The organism is Paractinoplanes pyxinae (assembly GCF_026626335.1).
Classification (GTDB): Bacteria; Actinomycetota; Actinomycetes; order Mycobacteriales; family Micromonosporaceae; genus Actinoplanes; species Actinoplanes pyxinae.
Genome location: NZ_JAPNTZ010000009.1, coordinates 21119 through 45181 on the forward strand (window position 1 = coordinate 21119; position 24063 = coordinate 45181).

Here is a 24063-nt window from a genome sequence, read left to right on the forward strand (position 1 = left end):
TAGGGTGGCGGGAGCGGAGGTGACGATCATGACGGCACAGAGCGCCGAGGGCGGCGAATCCACCGACGGTGTGCTCCTCGACGAGCCCACCACGGCCGACTTGCGAGCGAAGGTCGGCGAGGCGTGGCGGGAGTTCGCGCGGGCGCTGGCCGGCCTGCTCCCGACGCTGGCGCCGGGGGCCCACGTCGATCTGACGCTCGACCCCACGGCCTCGGGCACCGGCATCGCCGTCTATTCGGTGAGCATGCGGGTGCGCGAGGGCGGCGTGGTCGAGGCGCTGGCGATCGGCAACGCGGGCCTGCCCGAGGGCTACCGGATGGATCGGGCCTCGATCGCCGATCTGGTCGCGCTGGGCTGGTCGCCGCCGGGCGTGCTGGCCGGCTCGGGCGACTCGTTCGGGCTGAGCTCCACCCAGGACAATTCGAATCGCCTGGCCACCGTGGTGGCGCGCACGCTGCGCGACGTCTACGGCGCGCCGCACCCGGCGTTCCTGGTCTACCTGGTGCACGACGAGAACGACGAGCCGATCGAGACCGTGCCGCTGGCCACGGCCCGGCACGAGCCGAGCATCGACGAGGAGCTGAGCCTCGACGACATCGCCGAGGACGGCGTGCTGGCGGCGGCGCTGGCCGACGCGGCCGACGAGGTCGTCCCGCTCGACGAGCGGGTGCGCACGGTGGTCGCCACCATGTCCAAGACCACGGTCGACCAGCTGCAGGTGGACGCCGACGGCGACATCGGCATCCGGGCCGGGTCGGCCATGGTCTTCGTGCGGGTGCGCGACAACCCGCCGCTGGTCGACGTGTTCTCGCCGATCCTCACCGAGGTCGAGCCGACCGAGCAGCTTTACGTGAAGCTGTCCGAGCTGACCAACCGGATGCCGATCGGCCGGCTCTACGCCGCGCAGGACACGGTGTGGGCGTCGATCCCGGTCTTCGGCCGCAACTTCCAGGCCACCCACCTGATGCTGGCCGTGCAGGTGATGACCGGGCTGGCCGACGAGCTCGACGACCGGCTGCACGGCGAGTTCGGCGGCAAGCGCTTCTTCGGCGAGGGCGACAAGCCGGCCCCCGCCAAGGAGCCGGCCGACGACCACCGCACCGGCATGTATCTGTAAGAGATGGACGGGGCTTGTCCCGCCGGCCCGCGGGGCTGAGTGCGGACCGGACAGGACAAGCCCCAGCTACTTCAGGCCGACCCAGGCGACCTGGTCGAGGGTGGACAGGTTCGAGGCAAGCAGGCCGCCGTCGGTGACCGACCACAGCACATCGCCGACCACCAGAGCCCGGCGCATCGGCCCGGTGTCCTTGGCCGTGGGGGCCAGCCGGGTGGTCTGTGCGAGCCGGTCGCCGGTGATCTGCAGGGCCAGCGCGCCGTCCGACTTGGCGTCGGCCACCGGCAGCACCAGCAGGTTGCTCGCCGGCCACCACAGGATCGCGTGCGGATCGGATTCGGCCTCCGACGAGCCACCTGCCACCACGTGCTGGTCGAGGCGCCGGGGCGCGGCCGGGTCGGTCACGTCGAACAGCGAGACCTGCGTTCCGGTCGGCACGCCTCGGGTGTCCGCCTCCTGGCCGATGCCGATGAGCCGGTTCTCGCCCACCGGCTGCAGGTGCGCCGAGTAGCCCGTGATCTTCAGTTCGCCCGTGACCCGCGGCTTGCTCGGATCGGCGAGGTCGAGGCTGTAGAGCGGGTCGGTCTCGCGGAAGGTCACCACGTAGCCGCGGGGGCCGATGAACCGTACGGAGTAAATGCGCTCACCCCGGCCCAGGCCCTCGACCGCGCCCACCTCGGCCAGCTTGCCGTCCTTCTCGCGTAGCACCCGCACCGCCGAGGCGTCGTCGGTCATGCTGGTCGTCGCCACCCGCAGGTGACCGTCCCACTCGGACATCGAGTACTGGTTGAGCAGCCGGCCGGAGACCTTGCCCGACGCCACATAGATCGGCCGGCCGGCCGGCGGCAGGCTGAACCGGTAGATGTCGGTCGTGTCCGGCACCCCGGCCCGGTCGGCGCGGGTCAACCGCCAGCCCTGGTTGTTGGCGATGTAGAGCCCGTCGGCGCTGCTGTAGACGGCATCACCGTCGGCCACCACCGCCACCGGATCGCCGTCGCCGAGCGCGGTCGCGTTCAGGTCGAACGACAGCACCCGCAGCATCGAGAGCCCCGAGAACGACTCCGGCCGGCTGACCGCCGAGCAGTCGAGCCGCCCCTTGGCCGTGGCGCCGCCCGTGGTGACCTCCCAGCCCGGCAGCCAGGACTCCAACGGAGCCCGCTCGAAGCTCCGCTCGTCCTGCATGACGTTCTCGGGCTCGGGCTCGCGGCCGTACGGGAACGGGAAGTCGGGACTGCTGCTGATCACGACGCGGGCCACGCTGCCGTGCTGCCGCGCGTCGACCACCCGTCCGTCGCCGCGATAACGGCTGAGCAGCCGGGGCGTGCCGCCGGTCAGGTCGACGAGCAGCACCTCGGACCGGCCGTTGAAGGGCCGCATGATCCGGCTGTCCTCACGCAGCATGGGGCGGCCGCCGCCGTCGGCCAGCACCAGCGCGTGATCGCCGGCCACCAGCACCTTCGGTTCGCCGTACGCCTGAAGCCCCAGATCGAGGCGGCCGGTCTGCGTGCGGGTAACGGTGTCGACCACGCGCAGCACGCCGCCCGAGACGGTGACGATCCGCCGCCCGTCGGTCTTCACGATGTCGGGTTCGTCGATCCCCACCTCTTGCACGTTGGTGCCCGAGAACTCGCCGCCGATCTCGGAGGCTCGGGCCGAGTCGGCCCCCAGGGCGCGGGCGTTGTCAGGCATCGGGGGAGGAGCGACATAGCTTTTCTCGGCCGCCGCCCGCAGCTCTTTCTCGAGCTGGGCGCAGGAGTCGAAGGCGACCAGCTTCAGGGCCGGCGCCGCCGCCGGGCGAGGCTCGGTGGGGCCGGACGCGGTACAGGCGGCCAGCGGCACGACAGCCAGCGTGGCCAGGAGCCAGGATCGACGCGACATGTCCGGTTGGACGCGGTCGCGGGTGGCCGGGTTCCCGGGGTCACTCCATTGCGGGTACGGGTGTCGGCGTCTCGACCAACCGGGAGAGCACGATCATGCTGCGCGTGGAGGTCACGAACGGCTCGGCGCGCAGCCTTTCCAGCACCTGCTCGAGGTGTCCGATATCGGCCGCGCGCAGGTGTACGAGCGCGTCAGCCTCACCCGAGACCGTGTAGGCCCCGACGACCTCGGGATGGCGGCGGGTGGCCACCGTGATCTGGGCCGGGGTGGTGCGCCCGGTGCAGAACAGCTCGACGAAGGCCTCGGTCGTCCAGCCCACGGCGGACGGCTCGACGACCGTCGTGAAGCCCTTGATCACCCCGCTCGATCGAAGCCGGTCGACCCTCCGCTTGACCGCCGGGGCGGACAGTGAGACCTTGGCCCCGATCTCGGCGTACGACGAGCGGGCGTCGGCCACCAGCAACGCAACGATTCGCTGATCCACGGCGTCCAGTTGCAACGATTCGCCCCTAACACACAAGATTTCTAGCTGTTTCGTGCATCGCAGCCTACCTACGCTCTAGCTCATGAACCACATCGAGCGCCGGCCGCGGAACCGGACATATCTCATGTGTCCGCCGCAGCACTTCACGGTCGAGTACGCCATCAACCCGTGGATGGACACGACCCTGCCGGTCGACGCCGCCCTGGCCCTCAAGCAGTGGCAGGTCCTGCGGGACACGCTCGGCGACCTCGGCCACCTCGTGCACGTGCTCGACGCCGTGCCGGGCCTGCCCGACATGGTCTACGCGGCGAACGGCGCCTTCTCGGTCGACGGCACGGTCTACGGCGCCCGGTTCCTCTATCCCCAGCGGGGCGCCGAGGCCGACGCCCACCGCGAGTTCTACACGCTCCAGGGCTGGAAGTTCTCCGGCCCGCAGCACGTCAACGAGGGTGAGGGCGACTTCGCGTACCTGCCCGGCGCGTACGGCGGTCTGGTGCTGGCCGGTTACGGCTTCCGCACCGACCCGGCCGCCCACGCCGAGGCGCAAGAGGTGCTCGGCCGCCCGGTCGTCTCGCTCCACCTGGTCGACCCGGCCTTCTACCACCTCGACACCGCGCTGGCCGCCCTCGACGACCGCCACGTCACCTACTACCCCGAGGCCTTCTCGGCCGCCTCGCAGCGGGTGCTGGCCCAGCTCTTCCCGGACGCCGTTCTGGCCGACCGGGCCGACGCCGAGGCGTTCGGGCTCAACCTGGTCAGCGACGGCCGCCACGTCATCCTCAACACCGAGGCGACGGCCATGGGCGAGAAGGTGCGCGCGGCCGGCTACCAGCCCGTCCACGTCGACCTCTCCGAGCTCAAGCGGGGCGGCGGCAGTGTGAAGTGCGTCGTAGCCGAGCTGAGGCAGTGACCCCGGACACTGCGAAACAAGGCATGGGCGCTGGCGGATGACTGGAGGCTGTGCGGGAAGATGGACCGCATGACCGACGAACAAGGCATCCCCGAGAAGCAGGACGACGGTTCCGTCATCGTGGTCGGCCCCGACGGGCGTCCGCTCGGAACCATGGGCGCCGACGGAACGGTCAACCCGGAAGAGCCGGGCAACCTGATCGAGCAGCCGGCCAAGGTCATGCGGATCGGCAGCATGATCAAGCAGCTGCTCGAAGAGGTCCGGGCGGCGCCGCTCGACGAGGCGAGCCGGGGCCGGCTCCGCGAGATCCACCAGCGGTCCATCACCGAGCTGGAGGACGGCCTGGCCCCCGAGCTGCGCGAAGAGCTCGAGCGCCTGTCCCTGCCGTTCGAGGGCGAGACCCCGCCCAGCGAGTCCGAGCTGCGCATCGCGCAGGCTCAGCTCGTCGGCTGGCTCGAGGGCCTGTTCCACGGCATTCAGGCCGCGCTCGTCGCCCAGCAGATGGCGGCCCGGCTGCAGCTCGAGCAGATGCGGGGCGGCGGCGCCGGTCGCCCGGCCCTGCCGATGGGCGCGCTGCCCGGCATGCCCGGCCCGCGCGACGGTTCGGGCGACGGCGGCCGCACCGGGCAATACCTCTAGAGCCCGTACAGCTTCGCCAGATACTCCGCGACCCCGTCCTCGTCGTTGCTGCGACCGACCTCGTCGGCCACCGCCTTGAGGGCGGGTGCGCGTTGGCCATCGCCACCCCGTGTCCGGCCCAGGTCAGCATGGGGATGTCGTTCGGCATGTCGCCGAAGGCGATCACCTGTGACTTGTCGATGCCGTAGCGCTCGCAGTGCCAGGCCAGGCCGGCCGCCTTGGTCACGCCGGCCGCGCTGATCTCGACCAGGGCGCTCGACGAAGAGTGGGTGGCCGTGGCGATGTCACCCAGCGTGCTGCTCACCAGCTCGTAGAACTCGTCCGGCTCATGGTTGGCCGAGCGCGCGAGCAGCTTGACCGCCGGGGTGGAGGTCAGCTCTTCCGGGGTGGCGAGAACGCGTACGGCGTTGCCGTCACCCTCCCAGCGCACGGGCCACGCCTCCTCGTACCAGAAGGCCCGCCCGTCCTCGACCTCGACCGCCAGCGCGACGTCGGGCACGGCGTCGCGCAGCCGCTTGGCCACGTCGAGCAGCAGCTCGACCGGGAGCGGATCGGCCCGCAGCACCTCGTCCCGCTCGGCGTCGTAGATCACCGCGCCGTTGGCGCAGATCGCCGGCACCGGAGCGGCCATCTGATCGAAGAGCTGCCGGAGCCAGCGCACCGGCCGGCCGGTCACGACCACGAAGGGAACGGGGAGCGCGTCGAGCACCTCGATGGTGCGCGGGCTGAGGGTGCCGTCGGTGCGGATGAGCGTGCCGTCGATATCGCTGGCGACGAGCTGAAAGGGCGAGGACATCACCTCGACAGTAGCCGGTCGAGATAGACCGCCACGCCGTCCTCGTCGTTGGTCAGCGTCACCTCGTCGGCGACCGCCCGCAGCTCGGCGTGCGCGTTGCCGACGGCCACCCGGCTCCACCCGGCCCAGGCGAACATCGGCAGGTCGTTGGGCATGTCGCCGAAGACCAGCACGTCGGCCGGGTCGACCCCGACGGCCTGGGCGACCACGGCCAGGCCGGTGCCTTTGTCCACGTTCGCGGGGCAGATCTCGACGTAGTTGAGGCCGGCCTGGGTGACCGAAGCCACCTCGGGCGGGACGATCCGGCGGGCCACGGCCAGCAACTCGTCGACGTCGTAGGCGAACGAGCGCGCGAACGCCTTGATCACGTCGCTCGTGCAGCACTCGGCGCGGCTGCGTCGCTCCACGGTCACCGGGTAGCGCCAGGTCGGGTCGTAGTCGCCCCAGAGCGGGGAGTCGTCGTGCTCCAGCGCCTCGACCATGACCGACAGCTCGCCGACCTCGGCCTCGAGCTCGGTCAGCACCCGCTCGAGCATCGCGCCGGGCAGCCGCGACTGCTGCAGATAGGTGGACTCGGCCTGGTCGAGCACCCAGCCGCCCTGGGCCATGACCAGGAAGTCGGCGTCGCGGATGTCGTTGCGGGTGAGGGTGGTCAGCCGCGGGCCGCGGCCGGTGGCGCCGACGACGCGGATGCCGGCCGCCCGGACCCGGCCGAGCACCTCGTGGGTATAGGCGGACACGGTGTCGTCGCTGCGCACCAGAGTGCCGTCGAGGTCGGTTGCGATGAGCTTGGGGAGACCAGGCTTGACCATCTGATACCTCCGAGGGTTTTGCTAACCCCCGCGGAGGGCGGAAGGAGAACGGTACACCCGCGCGGCTACCAGCGACTATGACTTCTGGTAGCCGACGGGTGTATTGACAGTTACGAGGCTCAGCCTTTAGTCGATCTTTGGGCGGCGGCGGGGTGGTTGGACGGGGGCTCCAAAATGTCGCGGCCGCCAACGTACGGTTGCAGCGCCTTCGGAACCCGGACAGAACCGTCGGGCTGCTGGTGGTTCTCGAGGATCGGAATCAGCCAGCGGGTGGTGGCCAGCGTGCCGTTCAGCGTGGCCGCTGTCTGCGGTTTGCCGTCGGCGTCGCGGTAGCGGATGTTGAGCCGCCGCGCCTGGAAAGTGGTGCAGTTCGACGTCGAGGTGACCTCGCGGTAGCGGCCCTGCGACGGCACCCAGGCCTCGCAGTCGAACTTGCGCGAGGCGCTGGAACCCAGGTCGCCGCCGGCCACGTCGATCACCCGGTACGGGATCTCGACCTTGGCCAGCATCTCCTCCTCCATGGCGAGCAGGCGCAGGTGCTCGTCGGCCGCCTCTTCCGGCCTGCAGAACGAGAACATCTCGACCTTGTCGAACTGGTGCACCCGCAGGATGCCGCGCACGTCCTTGCCGTACGAGCCGGCCTCGCGCCGATAGCAGCTCGACCAGCCGGCGAAGCGTTCCGGACCACCTTCGAGGTCGATGATCTCGTTCGAGTGGTACGCCGCCAGGGGGACCTCGGACGTGCCGACCAGGTACAGGTCGTCGGCCTCGAGCCGGTAGATCTCGCTGGCGTGGGCGCCGAGGAACCCGGTGCCCTCCATCGATTCCGGCTTGACCAGCGACGGGGTGATCGACGGGGTGAAGCCGTGCTCGACCGCCTGGGCGATCGCCATCTGCAGCAGACCCAGCTGCAGCAGCGCGCCGACGCCGGTCAGGAAGTAGAACCGCGAGCCCGACACTTTGGCGCCGCGCTCGGTGTCGATCGCCCGCAGCGCCTCGCCGATCTCGAGGTGGTCCTTCGGGTTGTCGATGACCGGCACGTCGCCGACCTCACGCAGCACGACGAAGTCGTCCTCGCCGCCCGGCGGCACGCCGTCCTGCACCAGGTTGGGCACGGCGAGGTGGGCCTGCCGCAGCGCCTCGTCGGCCGCCTTCGTCGCGGCCTCGGTCTCCTTGACCTCGGCGGCGAGCTCTTTGGTGCGGGCGAGCAGGGTCGGCCGCTCGTCGGCGGAGGCCTTGGGCACCTGCTTGCTCAGCGACTTCTGCTCGGCCCGGATCGCCTCGGACCGCTGGGTGGCCGAGCGGCGGGCCTCGTCGGCGCGCAGCAGCTCATCCACCACCTCGGTGGACTCGCCGCGCAGGCGCTGGCTGGCGCGGAACCGGTCGGGGTCTTCGCGAAGCAGACGCAGGTCAATCACGAGTGTCGAGACTACCGACCGCGGTGTCCGGTCAGCACCCGGATATGCCTTGCGTGGTCAGTTCGGGCGATCGCGGTCGTCGCTCAGCGACGTGAACGGCTGCGACGGCCCGACGGTGAGGTCGAGGGCCTGGTCGGCCGGGCGGTCGGACTCACCGGTCGGGCGCCGCCACGACCACACCGGGTCGGGCTCGATCTCCTCGACCGGGGAGGACTCGTCGGTGCCGGGGGCGGCCGCCCAGTGCCGGGCGGCCAGATACAGCGCGGCCAGGGCCAGCAGCACCGCGGCGAAGGCGCACCACAGACCCCGGCCGTACGAGAGAGTGGGCTCGTTGTCCTCGAGCGCGATGCGATAGATCGGGTCGATCACGTAGCTCTGCGAGCTGAGCGCGCTGGCGATGGCGATGAGCAGGCCCAGCTGTGTGCCCGCGACGCTCAGGCCGGCCAGCCGGGCGTACCGGCGGCCACCGGGCGGCCCGAACAGGGTCAGCACCACGGCCGGCACCACCAGGAACAGGCCGAGCACGTAGCCGATGCCCAGCGCGCCCAGGTCGTCGAGGCTGCTGGGGAGCACCCGCTCGCCCACGTCGATACTGCCCAGAGATCCCGGGTCGAGCGCGGTGACCTGCCACTCGGACAGCACCGAGACCAGCCCGGCCAGCGCGGCCACGGCCGCCATGAGCGGCACCGTACGCCGGTCGGCCAGCAGGTCGCGGCCGAGGCCCGCCGTGTTCCAGCGAGAGCGGCGAGGCTCGGCGGGGGCGCCGAACTCGACCACCTCGTCGGGCGGGGTCATGTCGATCTCGAGCGGCGTCGGCGGCTGCTGCGGCGCGGGCATGGCACCCATGGTGCCCTGTGCCAGGTCGACCGGCCAGCGGCCGTCGCATGGACTAGCGTTCTGGTCATGCCTATTCGCAGTGCTACCGCTCGCTGGCAGGGGAACCTCACCGAGGGTTCCGGCTCCATCAAGACCGGCAAGGGCGGCATCCAGGGGAACTACTCGTTCAAGTCCCGGTTCGAAGAGGGCGAGGGGACCAACCCGGAGGAGCTGATCGGCGCCGCGCACGCCGGCTGCTACTCGATGGCCTTCTCGAAGGCGCTCGCCGACGCCGGCTTCACGCCGACCTCGGTCGAGACCGTCGCCAAGGTCCACTTGGACAAGACCGACGCCGGCTTCAGCGTCACCCGCATCGACCTCGAGACCCAGGGCGACGTCCCCGGTGTCGACGACGGCACGTTCCAGAAGATCGCCGAGGACGCCAAGGCGAACTGCCCGATCTCGCGGCTGCTGTCCCCGGGCGCCGAGATCACCCTGAGCGCCAAGCTCGCCTGATTCACCGTCACCACGTGCCCCGGCCGCTCCGCGAGCGTCCGGGGCACAATGGCATCTGTGCCGGTCGAGATGAGTCGGGAACGCTTCGAGGATCTGGTCGGTGAGGCCCTCGACGAGGTGCCCGCCGAACTCCTGAAGGTCATGGACAACGTGGTGATCGTCGTCGAGGACGAGCCGCCGGACGGCGAGGACCTGCTCGGCCTGTACGAGGGCACGGCGCTCACCGACCGCGGCTGGGACTACGCCGGCGTGCTGCCCGACCGCATCACCATCTATCGCAACCCGACGCTGCGCGTGTGCGACACCGAGACCGACGTCATCGACGAGGTCGCGATCACCGTGGTCCACGAGATCGCCCACCATTTCGGCATCGACGACGCCCGTCTGCACGAACTCGGCTGGGGCTGAGAAAAACCTGAAAGGCTGACAACGCGTTTGTCACGCCCTCCTACCCTGAGGCCATGCGTAGCGAGCTTTTCAACGCCGACAACCTCGAGAAAGAGTCGGCCCAGCCCGGTCTCCGGCTGCAGAACTCCAAGCTGCTCAAGGCCGAACTGAACGGCGAGTTCATGGCCCGCGTCGGCTCGATGGTCGCGTACCAGGGGCAGGTGCAGTTCGAGGCGCTCGGCTCCGGCGGCATCGGCAAGTTCCTCAAGCAGAAGCTCACCGGCGAGGGCGTTCCCCTCATGCGCGTACGCGGTCACGGGGACGTCTTCCTGGCCGAGAACGCGGCCGACATCCACCTCATCGACCTCGAGCCGGGCGACGCGCTCTCGATCAACGGCGCCAACGTGCTCGCCTTCGACTCGTCGCTCAACTACGACATCAAGATGGTCCAGGGCGCCGGCATGATGTCCAACGCGGGCCTATTCAACTGCGTCTTCTCCGGTCACGGCCGGATCGCCGTCACCACCAAGGGCACGCCGGTGGTGCTCTCGGTCGACCAGCCCACCTACGTCGACCCGCAGGCCGCGATCTGCTGGTCGGCCAACCTGCAGACCGGCTACCACCGCGCCGAGCAGCTCGGCATGGGCACGCTGCTGGGCCGCACCACGGGCGAGCGGTTCACGATGAGCTTTTCCGGCCAGGGCTTCGTGGTCGTGCAGCCCTCCGAGGAGCCCCCGGGCGGCTTCGCCGGCGCTGCGGGCGGTCAGCAGCAGGACGGCGGCATCCTGGGCAACATCTTCGGAAATTAGTTAAGAGAACTCACCCGCTCGTATGCGAGCGAGCCAGTTCGCTGAGTCGGCGAAGTCGGTGTTGGAGAGGCCCCGGGGGGATGCCACCGGGGCCTCCGGCGTGAGCCGGTGGCGGGGGTAGCTGCCCAGGAAGCGCACGTCGGCGCAGATCCGGCGCAGACCCTGCAGGGCCTCGCCGAAGCGCGGCTCGGCCACGTGGCCGGTGCAGTCGAGGAAGAACACGTACGTCCCCAGCTGCTCCCCGGTCGGCCGGGACTCGATGCGGGACAGGTTGATCCCGCGCACGGCCAGCTCGGTGAGCACCGACAGCAGCGCCCCGACCTGGTCGTGCCGGATCGAGACGGCCAGCGAGGTGACGTCGTCGCCGGTCGGCTCGGCCGGCGGCCCGGGCCGGGTGAGCAGCGCGAAGCGGGTCACCGCGTCGGCCCGGTCGGCCACCTTGTCGGCCAGCACGGCCAGCCCGTTGCGCGACACCCCGATCGGGGCGCACAGAGCCGCGTCCTGCTCACCCTTGGCCGCGCTGATCGCCGCGGCCGCGTTGGACAGCACGTCGACGACCACCGCGTCGGGCACGTTGGCCCGCAGCCAGCCCCTGCACTGGGCCGACGCCTGCGGGTGGGCGGCGATCGACCGCAGGCCGGCCAGCGGCGTGAGGGAGCGCGCGGCCAGCACGAACTCGACCGGGATGACGACCTCGCGCGTGATGATCAGCGGGCTGCCGGTGACCAGTTCGTCCAGCGTGACCGGCACCGCGCCGCCGACGGAGTTCTCGAGCGGGACCAGCGCCGCGTCGGCGTCACCGGTGCGGACGGCCTCGAGCGCCTCGGGCACGCTGCGCGCGGGCGTACGCAGGCCGTGCTCGGCGGCGGGGATGGTGCGCAGCGCGGCCTCGGTGAAGGTGCCCTCCGGACCGAGGTAGACGAAGCGCGTGGGCGGCGTTCCCGGCATGCCAAGGAGTCTAAGCCCGCCTCAGAAGCCACAGGCCAGCACTCGGATGCCGGGCGGGGCGGCGGTCTGCACGCGGTCGATGCAGACTTCCGACCCGGCCGCGACCAGCGTGAGGGTGTCGTCCACGCCGGTGGCCACGACCATCAGCGGCTCCAGGTCGTCGGCGTCGGCCCCGGTGACCTCGACCGTGGCGAACGACCACGTTCCCGAGCAGTACGGGCCCTGGTAGACCCGCAGCGGCTTGTCGGGGACCCCGGGCTTCCCCTTGATCAGCGCCAAGACCTGCGGCTTGGTCGGCTTGGCGGTGCACTTGGGCGCGTGCGAGGGGGTGGGGGTGGGCGACACCGTCTCGGGCGGGGTGGTCGTCAGGGTCGCCCTCGGCGTCGGCAGGCGCTGCGTGGGGTACGCCGGGAGGGTCGGATAGGTGGTCGGGACGGCCGGCAGCGTGGGAGCGGTGGCGGTCGGCAGCGGAGGCGGCAGGTCGATCGACGGGCCGATCGAGATCGGCGCCGCGCTGGGCGACACGTACGGCGGTGAGGTGGGCAGCGGCTCCGGAGGCGCGCCGCACGCGGTCAGCAGAGCCGCTGCGACGAACGCCAGGGGGACGACGGTTGTGCGGGGGGACACGCGGACATGCTATGTCCAGCTGCGCCCGATGTGACCAAGTCTCAGGACGCTATCCGGTGCCCGGCGGCGCGCAAGGTGTCGATCGCCACGGCGAGCCGCACGGTCGGGACGAGCAGGTAGTCGGTCGAATACGTCGAGAACGTGACAATGTTGACGCGGGCGTCGGCCAGCGGACCGATCAGTGAGGCCAGCACTCCGGTTAGCGCGAGGTCGAGCGGGCCCACCACCCGCAGGCACCGCCACGCCGTGTCGACGTCGGCGCCCTCGGGCACCCGGTCGACCGGGCAGATGATCGACAGCTCGTCGGCGTCCCAGCTCAGCGAGATCACACTCTTGTCGTCCGGACCCGCGCTGAGCGAAGCCGGGACCGGGGAACCGGCGGGCAGCCGGCACACCGCGTACTCCGCGGGCAGCAGGTCGAGATCGAGCATGAGGGCAGACTACGGTTCGAGATCAGGGTTGCCCAATGCCCCCGGGGTGCGTCAAACGCCACAGCTCGGACATGAGCCCGAAACGCATTGCGCCCGTCGATGTCGAGGGCGCCAAAAACGGCTAGGCGCAGCCGAGGTCGTTTTTGGTGTCCTCGACATCGACCTCCCGGGGCGCAATGCCGCCGAGCGGAGCGAGGCCAGAGGCTCAGTTCAGTACCGTACGGCGGAAAAGAAGGTCATCGAGCCCGCCACCCGCTCGTTGTCGAACAGCGGGGTGGCGATCGCATCGATGGTCAGCGGGGTCTCGCCGGGCTCGGGCACGACCCGCAGCAGGCCGCGGGCCAGACGCTCGCTGCGCAACGCCAGCAGCGGCGGGATCTTGTCGGCGTCCGACTCCTCGAGTTCGGCGGCGACGGCCGTGAAGTCGATCAGGTGGAGCACCGAGCCGAGCGGCTGGCCCAGCACCTCGGGCGGCTTGCCCAGGCCCAGCAGTTCACTCGCGGAGGCCGACACGGCGGCGATGGCGGTGGTGGTGTCGATGATGAGGCAGGGTTCGGTGGCCGACGCGACGGTCGCTGTCCACCTCTCGAGGCTCGGAACGAACTCGGCCTCGGACGGGGTGCGCGCCTGCGGCACGAACGCTCCCGAGAGTGAGAGTTCGACGTGAGCCACCCGTTCCTCCTCGCTCTTGCGGATCGGCGACCCGCCGCGGCATCGCTCGGTTCCCCAAGCCTGCCGCGGCGGTGAAGTCGTCGACTACAACCGGAAGGAACGTTACCGGCGCGCTGTCCGCTTGTCAGCGGCCGTTTGTCCGTCAGCGTGCCAGCGGTAGTCGCCGGCCGGCCGATAAGGCGCGTTTGCCCAGGTGGCCGGGTGGTTGGCCACGGCCGAAAGCTTGCCCGCGGTGGCCGGCGAGATGCGTGCGCCACCCGCGATCAGCAGCCTGTCAAGCTCTTTGTCCGTCGCGACCAGCACCTCTTTGGGGAGGCCGTGCACGCTGATCACGCCGTTGCCCACGAAGGTGAGCACGGGGGTCACCGGCACGCTCAGGCCGACGGCGGCCGACAGCGCCTTGCTGGCCCGGCGGGCCTCGCGACGCGCCTCGGCGATGTACTGCGGGCGCTTGCCGTTGATCTGCACCACGTCCCCGGCGATGAGCACCCGGGCGCGGCCGTGATCGGCGACGGTCACCGCGTAGACGCCGCCCGGACCGATGGCCAGGAATCCGGCGCGGTCGTCGGCGGGGTCAGGCTCGTAGTAGCCCAGCGCGTCGGTGCGCGGCCAGTCCACGATGTGCCAGTTGGGTCCGAGGCGGTCGAGGCGGGTCAGCGCGCGGGCGCCGGCGGCCTCGAGACGGCGGGCGTCCCGCTCGGCGCGGCGGCGGCGAGCCCATTCGGCGGGCGTCGCGGTGCGGGGCGGGGCCTCGATGGCGGCGGGGCTACCCAGGCGACGGTCGATCCTCTGACTGTTCGGGGTGGCGGGTAGAGCAGGGCGGGCTGGGAAGACAGTCACTGCGACCTCCGGCAAAAGGTCCTTCGGGCTCTCTTTTCACTACCGTAAGTGCTCGACCCCCTACGGAAGCAAGACACGACGGTGGAAAGAAAGTGGAATGAGAAGGGATGAATGCCGCATTCACGCATCGCTACTTCTTGCGGATGGTGCATCTCGGCCCTGTTCCCCTGTTCGACAGTTTCCACGAACCAAGCTAGTCGGCGTGCTGCCCTCGTGCACAGGTGTCTCATGATCTAGGCAGATTGTCATCGGCCGATCGCGCGGAGTGCACGACGCGTGCCGGGAGATCGAGGTTGGGCTACGGTCGGCTCGTGGTGCACTACGTCGACAGTGAAGTGGGACGGCTGCGCACGGTGCTGCTGCACCGGCCGGGCGCCGAGCTGGCCCGGCTGACCCCCCGCAACAACGACAGCCTGCTCTTCGACGCCATCCCGTGGGTGGGTCGCGCCCAGGAGGAGCACGACGCCTTCGCGGCCGCCCTGCGCGAGCGCGACGTCGAGGTGCTGTACCTGGGCGAGCTGCTGGCCGAGACGCTCGCCGTCGACGAGGCCCGCGCCGAGCTCACCGAGACGGTGCTGGCCGACCGGCGGCTGGGCGACACGCTGCGGGTCAGCGTGGGCCGCTACCTGGCCGATCAGGACCCGCGCCGGCTGGCCGAGGTGCTGATGACCGGCCTGGCTCATCAAGAGCTCAAGCCCGGGCCGGGCGGCCTGGTCTACGAGATGATGGACAAGCTCGACTTCGTCATCGACCCGCTGCCCAACCTGCTGTTCACCCGCGACTCGTCGGTCTGGGTGCGCGACCGGGTCGCCGTCACCAGCCTGGCCATGCCGGCCCGCAGCCGTGAGACGACGCTGACCCGGGCCATCTATCGCCACCACCCGCGCTTCGCCGGCTCCGAGCTGCTGTACGACCCCGGTCTGGAAAGGCTCGAGGGCGGCGACGTGCTCGTGCTGGCGCCCGAGGTGCTGGCGATCGGGGTGGGCGAGCGCACCACCCCGGCCGGGGCCGAACGGCTGGCCCGGCGGGTCTTCGCGGCCGGGCTGGCCCGCACCATTCTGGCCGTGCCGATCGCCCAGGAGCGCGCCACCATGCACCTCGACACGGTGTGCACGATGGTCGACGTCGACGCCGTGGTCATGTATCCCAACATCGCCCACACCCTTCAGGCGTACGCGGTGGTGGCCGACGCCGACGGCGAGCCCCGCGCCTCCGCGCCCCGGCCGTTCCTCGAGGTCGCCGCCGAGGCGATGCGGATCGACCGGCTGCGCATCATCGACACCGGCCTCGACCCGGTCACCGCCGAGCGTGAGCAGTGGGACGACGGCAACAACACCCTGGCCCTCGCGCCCCGGCTGTGCGTCGCCTACGAGCGCAACGTCGAGACCAACGCCCAGCTCGAGCGGGCCGGCATCGAGGTCGTGCGGATCAGCGGCAGCGAGCTCGGCAGCGGCCGCGGCGGCCCGCGGTGCATGAGCTGCCCGATCGAGCGAGCGCCTCTGCCTATGGCCTCGCCTCCGCTCGGCGGCATTGCGCCCCTCGAGGTCGGTGTCGAGGCCACCGAAAACGGCCTCGGCTTCGCCTAGCCATTTTCGGCGCCCTCGACACCGACGGGCGCAACGCGGGGAGGGGGGCGCGTGAATCACGCGGGCGGGCGACCCCGCACGTGCGACACGACCAGCTCGGTAACGGGTGTGGCCCCGTCGACCAGGTGCGCCCGGTCGGGGAAGTCGAAGACGGCGATCTCCAGCTGGACGGGGTAGTCCGGAGCCTGGCCGACCTGCTTGACCGCCTCGCCGTCGACCGTGAAGACGAGTGAATCGGGACGCCAGCTCACGCCGTACGTGTGAAAAGCCGCCACGTCGATCGGCCGGGTGACCGTCGCCCACTCCTCGGTGAGACGCGGGTCGCGGAAGCGGTGCAGGCCCATCCCGATCGCCTGCGGATCGGTGCCGAAGACCTCCATGACGCAGATCTCGCCGGAGAGTTCGGGGGCGGTCTCGATGCCGGAGAGCCAGAAGGCGGCCATCGAGCGCGGCGTGATCGTGGCCCGCATGCGGATCTCGATGTCGCCGTAGAGCGGGGTGTAGCCCCAGAACTCGCCCTGCTCCTCGCGCACCTGCTGATCGGTCAGGAAAGGCTGACCGCCGACCGTGCTGCCGGCCGGGCCTGAGAAGTTGGCGCTCTGGATGCCCGAGACCCGCAGCGGCGTCTCGTGCACGCCCTCGGCCCACAGCGGCTGGTCGGCGGAGATGCTCAGACGCAGCTCCCCGCCACCCACCTCGTACGTAGCCGCGGATGCGGCCCGGGAACTCCAATGGGGCAAATACCACGGCACCCAGACGGAACGGTCCAACTCAGTCGACTCGAACCGCTCGTCCAACACGGTATTGCTCCTGTCCAAGCACGTACCCGCGTTGCGCCCGTTGGTGTCGAGGGCGCCGAAAATGGCTAGGCGAAGCCGAGGTCATTTTCGGTGGCCTCGACACCGACCTCGAGGGGCGCAATGCCGCCGAGCGAAGGCGAGGCCATCAGCGCAGAGTGAGTTGGCGGCCGATCAGGCCCTGCTTGGCCCGGCGGGCGTCGGCGTCGAGCGGGCCGGTCTCGGCCAGCGTGTCGGCGTACCGCTTGGCGAAGTCGGCCAGCGGCGCCTCCCAGTCGGCCGCCTCCGGCTCGCCCGGGATGTCCCACACCGGCACCAGCAGACCGTGGGCCCGGAACATGCCGGCGAACTTGGTCTGCTCGCCCAGCAGCAGGTCGCCCGAGGCGGACAGGCGGGCCAGCGTGTCCAGCGCGCGGTCCTCGGTCTCGGGCAGCACCCAGCGCACGTGGCCCTTGTCCGGGGCGACCCGGCACCAGTACGCGGCCCGCCCGGCGGCCAGCCGCACGGTCGGGTAGATCGACGCGTTCGCCCGTTCGAGCGACGCCTTCACGGTCGGGTCCTCGGCCTGCTCGGCGTCGAGCCAGTACTCGAAGCCGTCGTGCATGGTGATCTCGAGCGGGCCGTCGACCAGCACGTCCTGCAGGCGCGGGCCCTCTCCGGGCAGGGCCGGCACCGAGACCGTGTCGCCCGGCTCGGTGCGCAGCGCGCTCAGGATGGCCACGGCGAGGTCGCGCGAGACGTCGCCCGACTGCACGTGGCGCTGCAGGCCGATGAAGACCCGGCCGTCCTGGCGGGTCATGGCCGGCCAGGCCATCGGCAGCACCGTCGACAGCGTGACGGGACGGTCGCCGTACTCCTCGATGATCTCGGGCCGGAGCGTGAGGGGCGCGCTGGCCGCGGGCACCAGCTCGCGCAGCGCGATCCACTCCGGTTCGTCGGCCAGGCCCTCGAACGGGCGGGCCACGAAGATGTCCCGCACCTTCTCGCGCTTGGGTGCGGACTGGCGTTGGTTACGACGCTTGCTCACGGCGAGACAGCCTAGGCGCTGACGGCCGGAAAGGGACACTCCGGTGTCCTACGCGCGTGGCAACCGGACCTCGGCCGTGGTGCCGCCACCCTCACGGGGACGCAACGACACCCAGCCGTGCTGGCGTTCGACCAGCCGGCGTACGAGATAGAGCCCCAGCCCGGCGCCGGGGTGATGCCGCCGGTCGCCCCCCTCGGCCTGCCAGTACCGCTCGAAGGCGCGCTCGACGTGTTCGGGCCGGATGCCCACTCCGCGGTCGGAGAGGCGGAACCGCAGCGTCTCTTCGTCCACCCCGGCGCAGAGCTCGACCACCGACTCGGCCGGGGAGTGCTTCTCGGCGTTGGTGGCCAGCTCGGTGAGGATCGTCGCGATCGAGTCGCGGTCGCCGTACGCCTTGGGCATCTCGCCCGGCAGGTTGTCGAGCTTCACGCGCCGGCGCAACTCGGCCGGCAGCTCGTCGACCGCCGTTCGCAGCGCCTCGGCCAGGTCGAACGGGCCGATGGGGGACGCGCCGATCTCGCCGTCCTCGGTGGCCGCGGAGAGCAGGCGGTCGACCAGGCGGGCCAGTTCACCGGCGCGGGTGCCGATGACGTTCACCGCCTCTTGCCGGCCGGCGTCGCCCAGCGATTCCCAGTGGTTGGTCAGCGTGTCGGCGTACCCCTTGATGACCGTCACCGGGGTGCGCAGCTCGTGGCTGGTCACCGCCACCCACAGGTCGCGGCCGTCCTGCCGGCGGGCCTGGTCGGCGCTGGTGTGCACGGGCAGGCCCTCGCGGGCGGCGTAGAGGCGCCCGGCCTGGCCGGCCAGCAGCTCGAGGACGGCGTGGTGGTCGGGGCCGGGCTCGCCGTCGCCGGCGCCGAAGTAGACGTGCAGGGAGCCGACGATCGTCTCGCCGACCTCGCACCGGGCGCCCAGCATGTGCCGGACGTCGCCCCCCTCGACCTGCTTGGCGAACTCGTCGTTGAGCGAGTCGAGCGGGATGAGCAGGGTGCGGCCGTCGCGCAGGCGGCCGTCGGCGCGCTCGACCCGGCGGCCGATGGCGGCGCGGCAGACGCCGGTGGCGGCGATGATGCGGCCGTGGTCGGGCGCGTACTCGGCGAAGCCGGCGCCGCGGCCGCCCAGCGTCTCTTGGGCCAGGCGGACGATGTGCTGGAGCACGGGCAGCCCCGCCTCGCCGGAGTTGATCCGGTCGAGGATCGCGATCTGACCCCGGGTCAGCGCGCTGTAGTCGGGACGGTCCGGCATGCTTGCGAGTCTGCCTCGCTTCCCAGCCGCTAGATAGTGACCCACCTCACAAAACGGTGGCGAGATGGTCGAGCACGAAGCGCGGGCGGTCGGTGATGACGCCGTCCACCTGGTGCTCCAGAACCATGTCGAGGTCCGCCTTGTCGTTGACGGTCCACACGTACGCCTGATGCCCGGCCGCCCTGATGGCCGGGATCAGCCCCGGCCGCGACCGTACGAGCGCGACCCCCGGCCCGGCGATGCGAGCGCCGAACGGCAGTCGTCCCCGGCCCACCCCGGGCGGCAGCAGCTCGACCAGATACACCGTGGGCAGGGCCGGCGCCTGGGCCCGCACCCGGCGCAGGGCCAGAGCCGCGAACGACATCACGGTGACCTGGACGGGCTGGTCCGGCTCGGGGTCGGCCAGCCCGAAGCGCTGCAGCGTGCGCACCAGGCGACGTTCGACCTCGGCCCCGTACCGGGTGGGGTGTTTGGTCTCGATGAGCAGGCGCACGTTCCGGCCGCTGTCGCACACCGCCTGCAGCAGCCGGTCGAGCGTCAGCAGGCGGGAGAGCGCCGGCAGCGGCTCCTCGTCGACCGGGTAGCCGGGATGCCAGGAGCCGAAGTCGAGCGAGTCGAGTTCGGCCAGCGTCTTGGCGCTGACCTTGCCGTGGCCGTTGCTCGTGCGGTCGAGCCGCCGGTCGTGCACGCACACCAGGTGGCCGTCGCGGGTGAGCCGGACGTCGCACTCGAGCCCGTCGGCACCTTCCTCCAGAGCGCGGAGGTAGGCGCCGAGCGTGTGCTCCGGGAGTGCGTCAGCGCCACCACGGTGCGCAAACACCAAGGGCCGATAATCACTCACGGTTTTGCTGCCTAGATGACTCGGGGCGGCTGGCCGCTCTCGTTGACGACGTCGCGGCCGGAGGCGGCCCAGGACTGCATGCCACCGTCGAGGTTGCGCACGTTGTCCCAGCCGTTGCCCAGCAGGTACGACACGACTTGGCCCGAACGGCCGCCGGACCGGCAGACGACGACTACGTCGACGTCGGCCGGCACCTCAGCCATCCGGGCCGGAATTTCCATCATCGGCACGTGGTGGGCGCCGGGGGCGTGCCCCGCCGCCCATTCCTCGGGCTCGCGCACGTCGAGCAGGTAGGCGTCGTCGCCGACCTCGGCGGGGGTCACGCTGGGTACTTGAGGTCCGAACACGACCACCAGCGTACGGCGGTCAGTTGCCGGCCGCGGCGTCCGTCCCCTTCTTCAGGTTGGCCGCCATCCACGTGTCCATCTCGTCGGCCGCCACCGCCTTGAACAGCGCCAGCGCCTTCTCCTTGTCCGAGACCACCACGGACTGGCCGTCGATGGTGTCGCTGCCCTTGTTGGGGCTGGTGATGAAGGTCAGGTTGCTGCCCCGGACGCCCCGCAGCTCTTTCGCCATGTCGGTCAGCGAGAAGTCGTTGTCGACCGTGACGGCCGCGGTGACCGCCTTGAGGAACGAGTTCAGCTTGGCCGGGTTGGTGATCGTGCCGCTGCTGGCCGCCTTGTCCATGAGCGCCTTGAGGAACTGCTGCTGGTGCTGCATGCGGGCGAAGTCGCCACGCGCGAACTGCTTGCGCTGGCGCACCCAGTCCAGCGCCTCGGCGCCGTTCATGTGCATGGTGCCCTTGGTGAACGTGCGGTACGGCTTGTGGATCGACTTGATGGTCTTCTCGACCGGCAGGTCGACGCCGCCGAGCGCGTCGGTGACCTCTTTGAAGCCGCCGAAGTCGATCGCCATGACGTGGTCGACCTTGACGTCGGTCAGGCACTCGACCGTGTGCACGGCGCGCGGCAGACCGCCGAAGGCGAAGGCCGCGTTGATCTTGGCCCGGCTGCCGTCGCCGCACTCGGCCTCGTTGCTGCGCGGGATGACGACCCACAGGTCGCGCGGGATCGAGATCAGCTGCGCGCTTTTGTGGTCTTCCGGCACGTGCATGAGGATCAGCGTGTCGGCCCGCCACTTGCCGGCCCCGTCGTCCTGGGCGTCGGGGTCGCGGGAGTCGCTGCCCACCAGCAGGATGTTCTGCGCGCCCTCGATGGCCTTGGCCGGCCGGTCGTTGCTGATGCCCGAGAAGGCGTCGGTGCGCTTGAGGTCTTTGTCGAGGCCCGACGCGTAGCCGTAGAGCGAGATGCCCGCGATGATCGCGATGATCAGGACGGCCAGGCCGGCCAGCAGGGCGATGCGCCCCCAGCGCGGCTTGGGCCGGCGCCCCTTGTAAGAGGTACCGCGGCCGGGGCCGCCGGGACCACCCGGGCCACCGCCGTAGCCACCACCGCCGGGGCCGCCGGGGCCACCGCCGTAGCCACCACCGCCACCGCTCCCGCGGTAGGCACCAGAAGGACGGGCCGACGCCCGGCCCGAAGACGGGACTGAGGCTCGACCGGAACCGGAACCCCCGTAGGGGGACGTGGGCGCTGACATGAAACCAGGTTACGTACCCGGCGCACCAACTCCCTGCCATCAAACCGACACGGCACGAAGTAGGGAGACGCCCCAACAGGTGAAATGCGGGGCCGGTGGTGGCCGGCCCCGCATGTCGAATTAAGGCAGACTTAGTGCGCGCCGTGCCCGGTCAGCGACCGGACCTCGAGCTCGGCGTACTTGGCGCTGTCGTCCTCCTTCGAGATCACCGTGCCGATCCACCCGCACAGGAAGCCGATCGGGATCGAGATGATGCCCGGGTTCGAGAGCGGGAAGAAGTGCCAGTCGTGGTCGGGGAACATGGCCGTGGCCGAACCGGACACCACCGGCGAGAAGAACACCAGCACGACCGCCGCGATCAGGCCGCCGTAGATCGACCACAGCGCGCCGGAGGTGTTGAACCGCCGCCAGAACAGGCTGTAGAGGATCGCCGGCAGGTTGGCCGAGGCCGCCACCGCGAAGGCCAGCGCGACCAGGAAGGCCACGTTCAGGCTCTGCGCGAAGATCGACAGGGCGATCGCCACCGCGCCGATGACCAGGGCCGAGATGCGGGCGACCCGCACCTCGTCGCGCTCCGACGCCTCGCCGCGGCGGATCACGTTGGCGTAGAAGTCGTGCGCCACGCTGGACGAGGAGGCCAGGGTCAGACCGGCCACCACGGCCAGGATCGTGGCGAACGCGACCGCCGCGATCACCGCCAGCAGCACCGCGCCGCCCGTCTCGCCGCCCAGATAGTCGACGCCGAGCGCCTGGGCCAGCTGGGGTGCCGCGGTGTTGCCCGCCTTGTCCTGCGCGGTGATGTTCGCGCTGCCGACCAGGGCCGCCGCGCCGAAGCCGAGGGCCAGGGTGAACAGGTAGAACGTGCCGATGATGCCGATCGCCCAGAGCACGCTCTTGCGGGCGATCTTGCTGGTCGGCACCGTGTAGAACCGGGTCAGGATGTGCGGCAGGCCGGCCGTGCCGAGCACCAGCGCGATGCCCAGCGAGAGCAGGTCCATCTTGCTGTAGAAGGTGGCCGAGGCGCTGGCCGACTCGACGCCGTAGCGCAGGCCCGGCTCGAGGAAGGCGTCACCCTTGCCGGACTGCTGGGCGGCGTCGCCGAGCAGCTGCGACAGGTTGAACTTGTAGTGGGCGAGCACCAGGATCGTCATCAGCAGGGCGCCGGTCATCAGCATGAAGGCCTTGACGATCTGGACGTACGTCGTGCCCTTCATGCCGCCGACGATGACGTAGACGATCATCAGGGCGCCGACCAGGATGATCGTGGCCACCTTGGCGGTGTCCGCGTCCATGCCCAGGAACGTGGTGTCCGGCTTGATGCCGAGCAGCAGCGACACCAGGGCGCCGGCGCCGACCATCTGCGCGATCAGATAGAAGATCGAGACGACGATGGTGGAGGCGCTGGCCGCCGTACGCACCGGGCGCTGCCGCATGCGGAAGGCGAGCACGTCGGCCATGGTGTAGCGGCCCGAGTTGCGCAGGTATTCGGCGACCAGCAGCAGCGCGACGAGCCAGGCGACGAGGAACCCGATGGAGTACAGGAAGCCGTCGTAGCCATACAGCGCGATCAGGCCGGCGATGCCCAGGAAGGACGCGGCCGACATGTAGTCGCCGCCGATGGCCATGCCGTTCTGGAAGCCGGAGAACTGCCGGCCGCCGGCGTAGAAGTCGGTGGCCGTCTTGGTCTGCCGGCTGGCCCAGATGGTGATGGCCAGCGTGATGGCCACGAACACCAGGAACAGCGTGATGGTGAGGCCGCGCGAGGTGGAGGTGGAGACCTCGGCCGCGAGGGTGTGGCTGTGCATCAGTCCCCGCTCCCCTTCTCGATCGGCTTGTCGCCGGCCGTCAGGTCCGCGTGGATCTTCTCGGCCAGCGGGTCGATCTTGCGAGCCGCGTAGCGCGAGTAGTACCAGGCGATCAGGAACGTGGACACGAACTGAAGCAGGCCGAAGACCAGGGCGACGTTGATGTTGCCGACGATCTTGGCGCTCATGAAACCGCGCGCGTAGGCGGAGAGCAGGACGTAGAGGGCGTACCAGAGGAAGAACGCGACCGTCATCGGGAAGACGAAACTGCGCACGGCGTGACGCAGCCGGCCGAATTCCTCGGAATCTTGGACGGCCCGGTACCTCTCGGTGGAGGACGAGGGCACTTCGGTAGTCACCGGGGTTCACCACCTTCGGGGTGGGGCGGACTTTCCGGCAACGTACGAAGATCTGAGGGTGTCCGAGGGCGACCGGTCAGCCCGTGCGCCGAGCGGTGGTCTGACTGCGCTGAGTGGAGGCGAGTCTTCGGTCCGGTTCGGGCGGTGGGCGGGGCGGTTGGATGGGGGGCGGAGCCTCACCCCTCCAGTACGTTATATCGACCGCGATAGTGGATCAGCGGGCGCGGCGCGGGGCCGGCCTCGACCTTCTCGATCACCGCCTCGACCAGAAGTGCCCAGCCCACGATGCGGTGGGACTCGAGCCGGCAGCCCGCCCACGTGTCGGCGCCGGCCGGAATCGGCCCGTAGTCCGTGTCGGTCCAGTCGTCGCCCGCGAACAGCCCGCCCGGCGCCGGCATCAGCCCGGCGAACCGGTCGGCCAGCTGCCGGTCGGCCGGCGCGAGCGTGACCACCGCGAACCGGCCGCTGGTCTCGAGCGCCTCCCAGAAGTCGCTCTCGTCGTCGATCAGCCCCAGCACCCGGCCCGGGTCGCCGTCGGCCACCAGCATGGACGAGACGGTGAGCCCGGCCGGTCCGGTCGTGGTCCAGAGCGTGACCGGGGCGGCCAGCCGCCCGCGCAGCCGCCGCACGGCCGATTTGTCCTCGTCCGGGGTGGCGAAGGGGTCGGTGGAGTGAATAGTCACCCGGCCATTCTCGCTTTCTGCACA

At 70.6% G+C, this 24063-nt stretch carries 26 protein-coding genes and 1 pseudogene; 7 read left to right on the forward strand and 20 right to left on the reverse strand.

The genetic code is table 11. The features are described from left to right. Positions 1-28 precede the first annotated feature (28 nt). Positions 29-1117 (forward strand): T3SS (YopN, CesT) and YbjN peptide-binding chaperone 1, encoded by a 1089-nt coding sequence (locus OWR29_RS25035; protein WP_267565667.1) that lies wholly within the window; start codon positions 29-31, stop codon positions 1115-1117. 66 nt (positions 1118-1183) lie between these two features. Here the strand turns inward: OWR29_RS25035 and OWR29_RS25040 are convergent, their stop codons facing one another. Further along, a complete protein-coding gene (locus OWR29_RS25040) occupies positions 1184-2992 on the reverse strand; it encodes a beta-propeller domain-containing protein (protein ID WP_267565668.1) in 1809 nt (602 codons plus the stop codon). A 40-nt stretch (positions 2993-3032) separates the two neighbouring features. Next, positions 3033-3491 (reverse strand): Lrp/AsnC family transcriptional regulator, encoded by a 459-nt coding sequence (locus OWR29_RS25045; protein WP_267565669.1) that lies wholly within the window; start codon positions 3489-3491, stop codon positions 3033-3035. A gap of 67 nt (positions 3492-3558) precedes the next feature. On the opposite strand from OWR29_RS25045, the gene ddaH reads away from it, so the two are divergent. Next, on the forward strand, positions 3559-4386 hold the full coding sequence (gene ddaH, locus OWR29_RS25050) for a dimethylargininase (RefSeq protein ID WP_267565670.1): 828 nt from the start codon (positions 3559-3561) through the stop codon (positions 4384-4386). 69 nt (positions 4387-4455) lie between these two features. After that, on the forward strand, positions 4456-5025 hold the full coding sequence (locus tag OWR29_RS25055) for a bacterial proteasome activator family protein (protein ID WP_267565671.1): 570 nt from the start codon (positions 4456-4458) through the stop codon (positions 5023-5025). A 112-nt stretch (positions 5026-5137) separates the two neighbouring features. On the opposite strand, the pseudogene OWR29_RS25060 reads toward OWR29_RS25055, so the two are convergent. The 4 genes and pseudogenes from OWR29_RS25060 to OWR29_RS25075 all read right to left on the reverse strand — a co-directional run. Further along, positions 5138-5821, reverse strand: a pseudogene (locus OWR29_RS25060) (HAD-IIB family hydrolase); the annotation flags it as partial. Next, positions 5821-6633 carry an HAD family hydrolase gene (locus tag OWR29_RS25065; RefSeq protein ID WP_267565672.1) on the reverse strand — a complete coding sequence of 271 codons (813 nt, stop codon included), beginning with the start codon at positions 6631-6633 and terminating at the stop codon, positions 5821-5823. The pseudogene OWR29_RS25060 and the gene OWR29_RS25065, both read right to left, overlap by 1 nt. 119 nt (positions 6634-6752) lie before the next feature. Continuing rightward, positions 6753-8051, reverse strand: a complete 1299-nt coding sequence (gene serS, locus OWR29_RS25070) for a serine--tRNA ligase (protein ID WP_267565673.1) — start codon at positions 8049-8051, stop codon at positions 6753-6755. A 57-nt stretch (positions 8052-8108) separates the two neighbouring features. Beyond that, the gene (locus tag OWR29_RS25075; RefSeq protein ID WP_267565674.1) at positions 8109-8888 is read right to left on the reverse strand and encodes a hypothetical protein; all 780 of its coding nucleotides are present in this window, start codon (positions 8886-8888) and stop codon (positions 8109-8111) included. A gap of 66 nt (positions 8889-8954) precedes the next feature. Between OWR29_RS25075 and OWR29_RS25080 the strand changes: the two genes are divergently transcribed. From OWR29_RS25080 to OWR29_RS25090, 3 genes are read left to right on the forward strand one after another with little or no spacing between them, the layout of a single operon-like run. Continuing rightward, entirely contained in the window at positions 8955-9383 is a 429-nt protein-coding gene (locus tag OWR29_RS25080) for an OsmC family protein (RefSeq protein ID WP_267565675.1), read from the forward strand. Positions 9384-9431: 48 nt separating this feature from the next. Further along, positions 9432-9791: a metallopeptidase family protein gene (locus OWR29_RS25085; protein WP_267565676.1), complete on the forward strand. Its 360-nt coding sequence runs from the start codon at positions 9432-9434 to the stop codon at positions 9789-9791. 53 nt (positions 9792-9844) lie between these two features. Then, entirely contained in the window at positions 9845-10579 is a 735-nt protein-coding gene (locus tag OWR29_RS25090; RefSeq protein WP_267565677.1) for an AIM24 family protein, read from the forward strand. On the opposite strand, the gene pheA is transcribed toward OWR29_RS25090, so the two are convergent. The 5 genes from pheA to OWR29_RS25115 form a co-directional block, all read right to left on the reverse strand. Then, positions 10580-11527 carry a prephenate dehydratase gene (gene pheA / locus OWR29_RS25095; protein WP_267565678.1) on the reverse strand — a complete coding sequence of 316 codons (948 nt, stop codon included), beginning with the start codon at positions 11525-11527 and terminating at the stop codon, positions 10580-10582. It lies immediately after the preceding gene. A gap of 21 nt (positions 11528-11548) precedes the next feature. Beyond that, positions 11549-12154 (reverse strand): hypothetical protein, encoded by a 606-nt coding sequence (locus OWR29_RS25100; protein ID WP_267565679.1) that lies wholly within the window; start codon positions 12152-12154, stop codon positions 11549-11551. A 41-nt stretch (positions 12155-12195) separates the two neighbouring features. Next, positions 12196-12585, reverse strand: a complete 390-nt coding sequence (locus tag OWR29_RS25105; protein WP_267565680.1) for an ACT domain-containing protein — start codon at positions 12583-12585, stop codon at positions 12196-12198. A gap of 210 nt (positions 12586-12795) precedes the next feature. Further along, positions 12796-13257 (reverse strand): PAS domain-containing protein, encoded by a 462-nt coding sequence (locus tag OWR29_RS25110; protein ID WP_267565681.1) that lies wholly within the window; start codon positions 13255-13257, stop codon positions 12796-12798. Between the two features lie 102 nt (positions 13258-13359). Then, positions 13360-14097 (reverse strand): hypothetical protein, encoded by a 738-nt coding sequence (locus OWR29_RS25115; protein ID WP_438872653.1) that lies wholly within the window; start codon positions 14095-14097, stop codon positions 13360-13362. Between the two features lie 311 nt (positions 14098-14408). Here OWR29_RS25115 and OWR29_RS25120 point away from each other — a divergent pair, with 311 nt between their 5' ends. Beyond that, on the forward strand, positions 14409-15683 hold the full coding sequence (locus tag OWR29_RS25120) for an arginine deiminase (protein ID WP_267565682.1): 1275 nt from the start codon (positions 14409-14411) through the stop codon (positions 15681-15683). A 56-nt stretch (positions 15684-15739) separates the two neighbouring features. On the opposite strand, the gene OWR29_RS25125 is transcribed toward OWR29_RS25120, so the two are convergent. From OWR29_RS25125 to OWR29_RS25165, 9 genes are all read right to left on the reverse strand, one after another. Next, complete coding sequence (locus OWR29_RS25125) at positions 15740-16483, reverse strand: glycoside hydrolase family 16 protein (RefSeq protein ID WP_267565683.1); 744 nt, start codon at positions 16481-16483, stop codon at positions 15740-15742. Positions 16484-16628: 145 nt separating this feature from the next. Continuing rightward, positions 16629-17507, reverse strand: coding sequence for a DUF5926 family protein (locus OWR29_RS25130; protein WP_267565684.1), 879 nt, complete (start codon positions 17505-17507; stop codon positions 16629-16631). 48 nt (positions 17508-17555) lie between these two features. Beyond that, the gene (locus OWR29_RS25135; RefSeq protein WP_267565685.1) at positions 17556-18752 is read right to left on the reverse strand and encodes a sensor histidine kinase; all 1197 of its coding nucleotides are present in this window, start codon (positions 18750-18752) and stop codon (positions 17556-17558) included. 46 nt (positions 18753-18798) lie between these two features. Beyond that, entirely contained in the window at positions 18799-19593 is a 795-nt protein-coding gene (locus OWR29_RS25140) for a glycerophosphodiester phosphodiesterase (RefSeq protein ID WP_267565686.1), read from the reverse strand. A gap of 11 nt (positions 19594-19604) precedes the next feature. Further along, on the reverse strand, positions 19605-19940 hold the full coding sequence (locus OWR29_RS25145; protein WP_267565687.1) for a rhodanese-like domain-containing protein: 336 nt from the start codon (positions 19938-19940) through the stop codon (positions 19605-19607). Positions 19941-19959: 19 nt separating this feature from the next. Continuing rightward, positions 19960-21192: an LCP family protein gene (locus OWR29_RS25150; RefSeq protein WP_267565688.1), complete on the reverse strand. Its 1233-nt coding sequence runs from the start codon at positions 21190-21192 to the stop codon at positions 19960-19962. Positions 21193-21323: 131 nt separating this feature from the next. Further along, entirely contained in the window at positions 21324-22997 is a 1674-nt protein-coding gene (locus tag OWR29_RS25155) for a monocarboxylic acid transporter (protein ID WP_267565689.1), read from the reverse strand. Beyond that, on the reverse strand, positions 22997-23356 hold the full coding sequence (locus OWR29_RS25160) for a DUF485 domain-containing protein (protein WP_267565690.1): 360 nt from the start codon (positions 23354-23356) through the stop codon (positions 22997-22999). The genes OWR29_RS25155 and OWR29_RS25160 overlap by 1 nt, the downstream gene beginning before the upstream one ends. A 176-nt stretch (positions 23357-23532) precedes the next feature. Further along, positions 23533-24039, reverse strand: a complete 507-nt coding sequence (locus OWR29_RS25165) for a flavin reductase family protein (protein WP_267565691.1) — start codon at positions 24037-24039, stop codon at positions 23533-23535. Positions 24040-24063 lie beyond the last annotated feature (24 nt).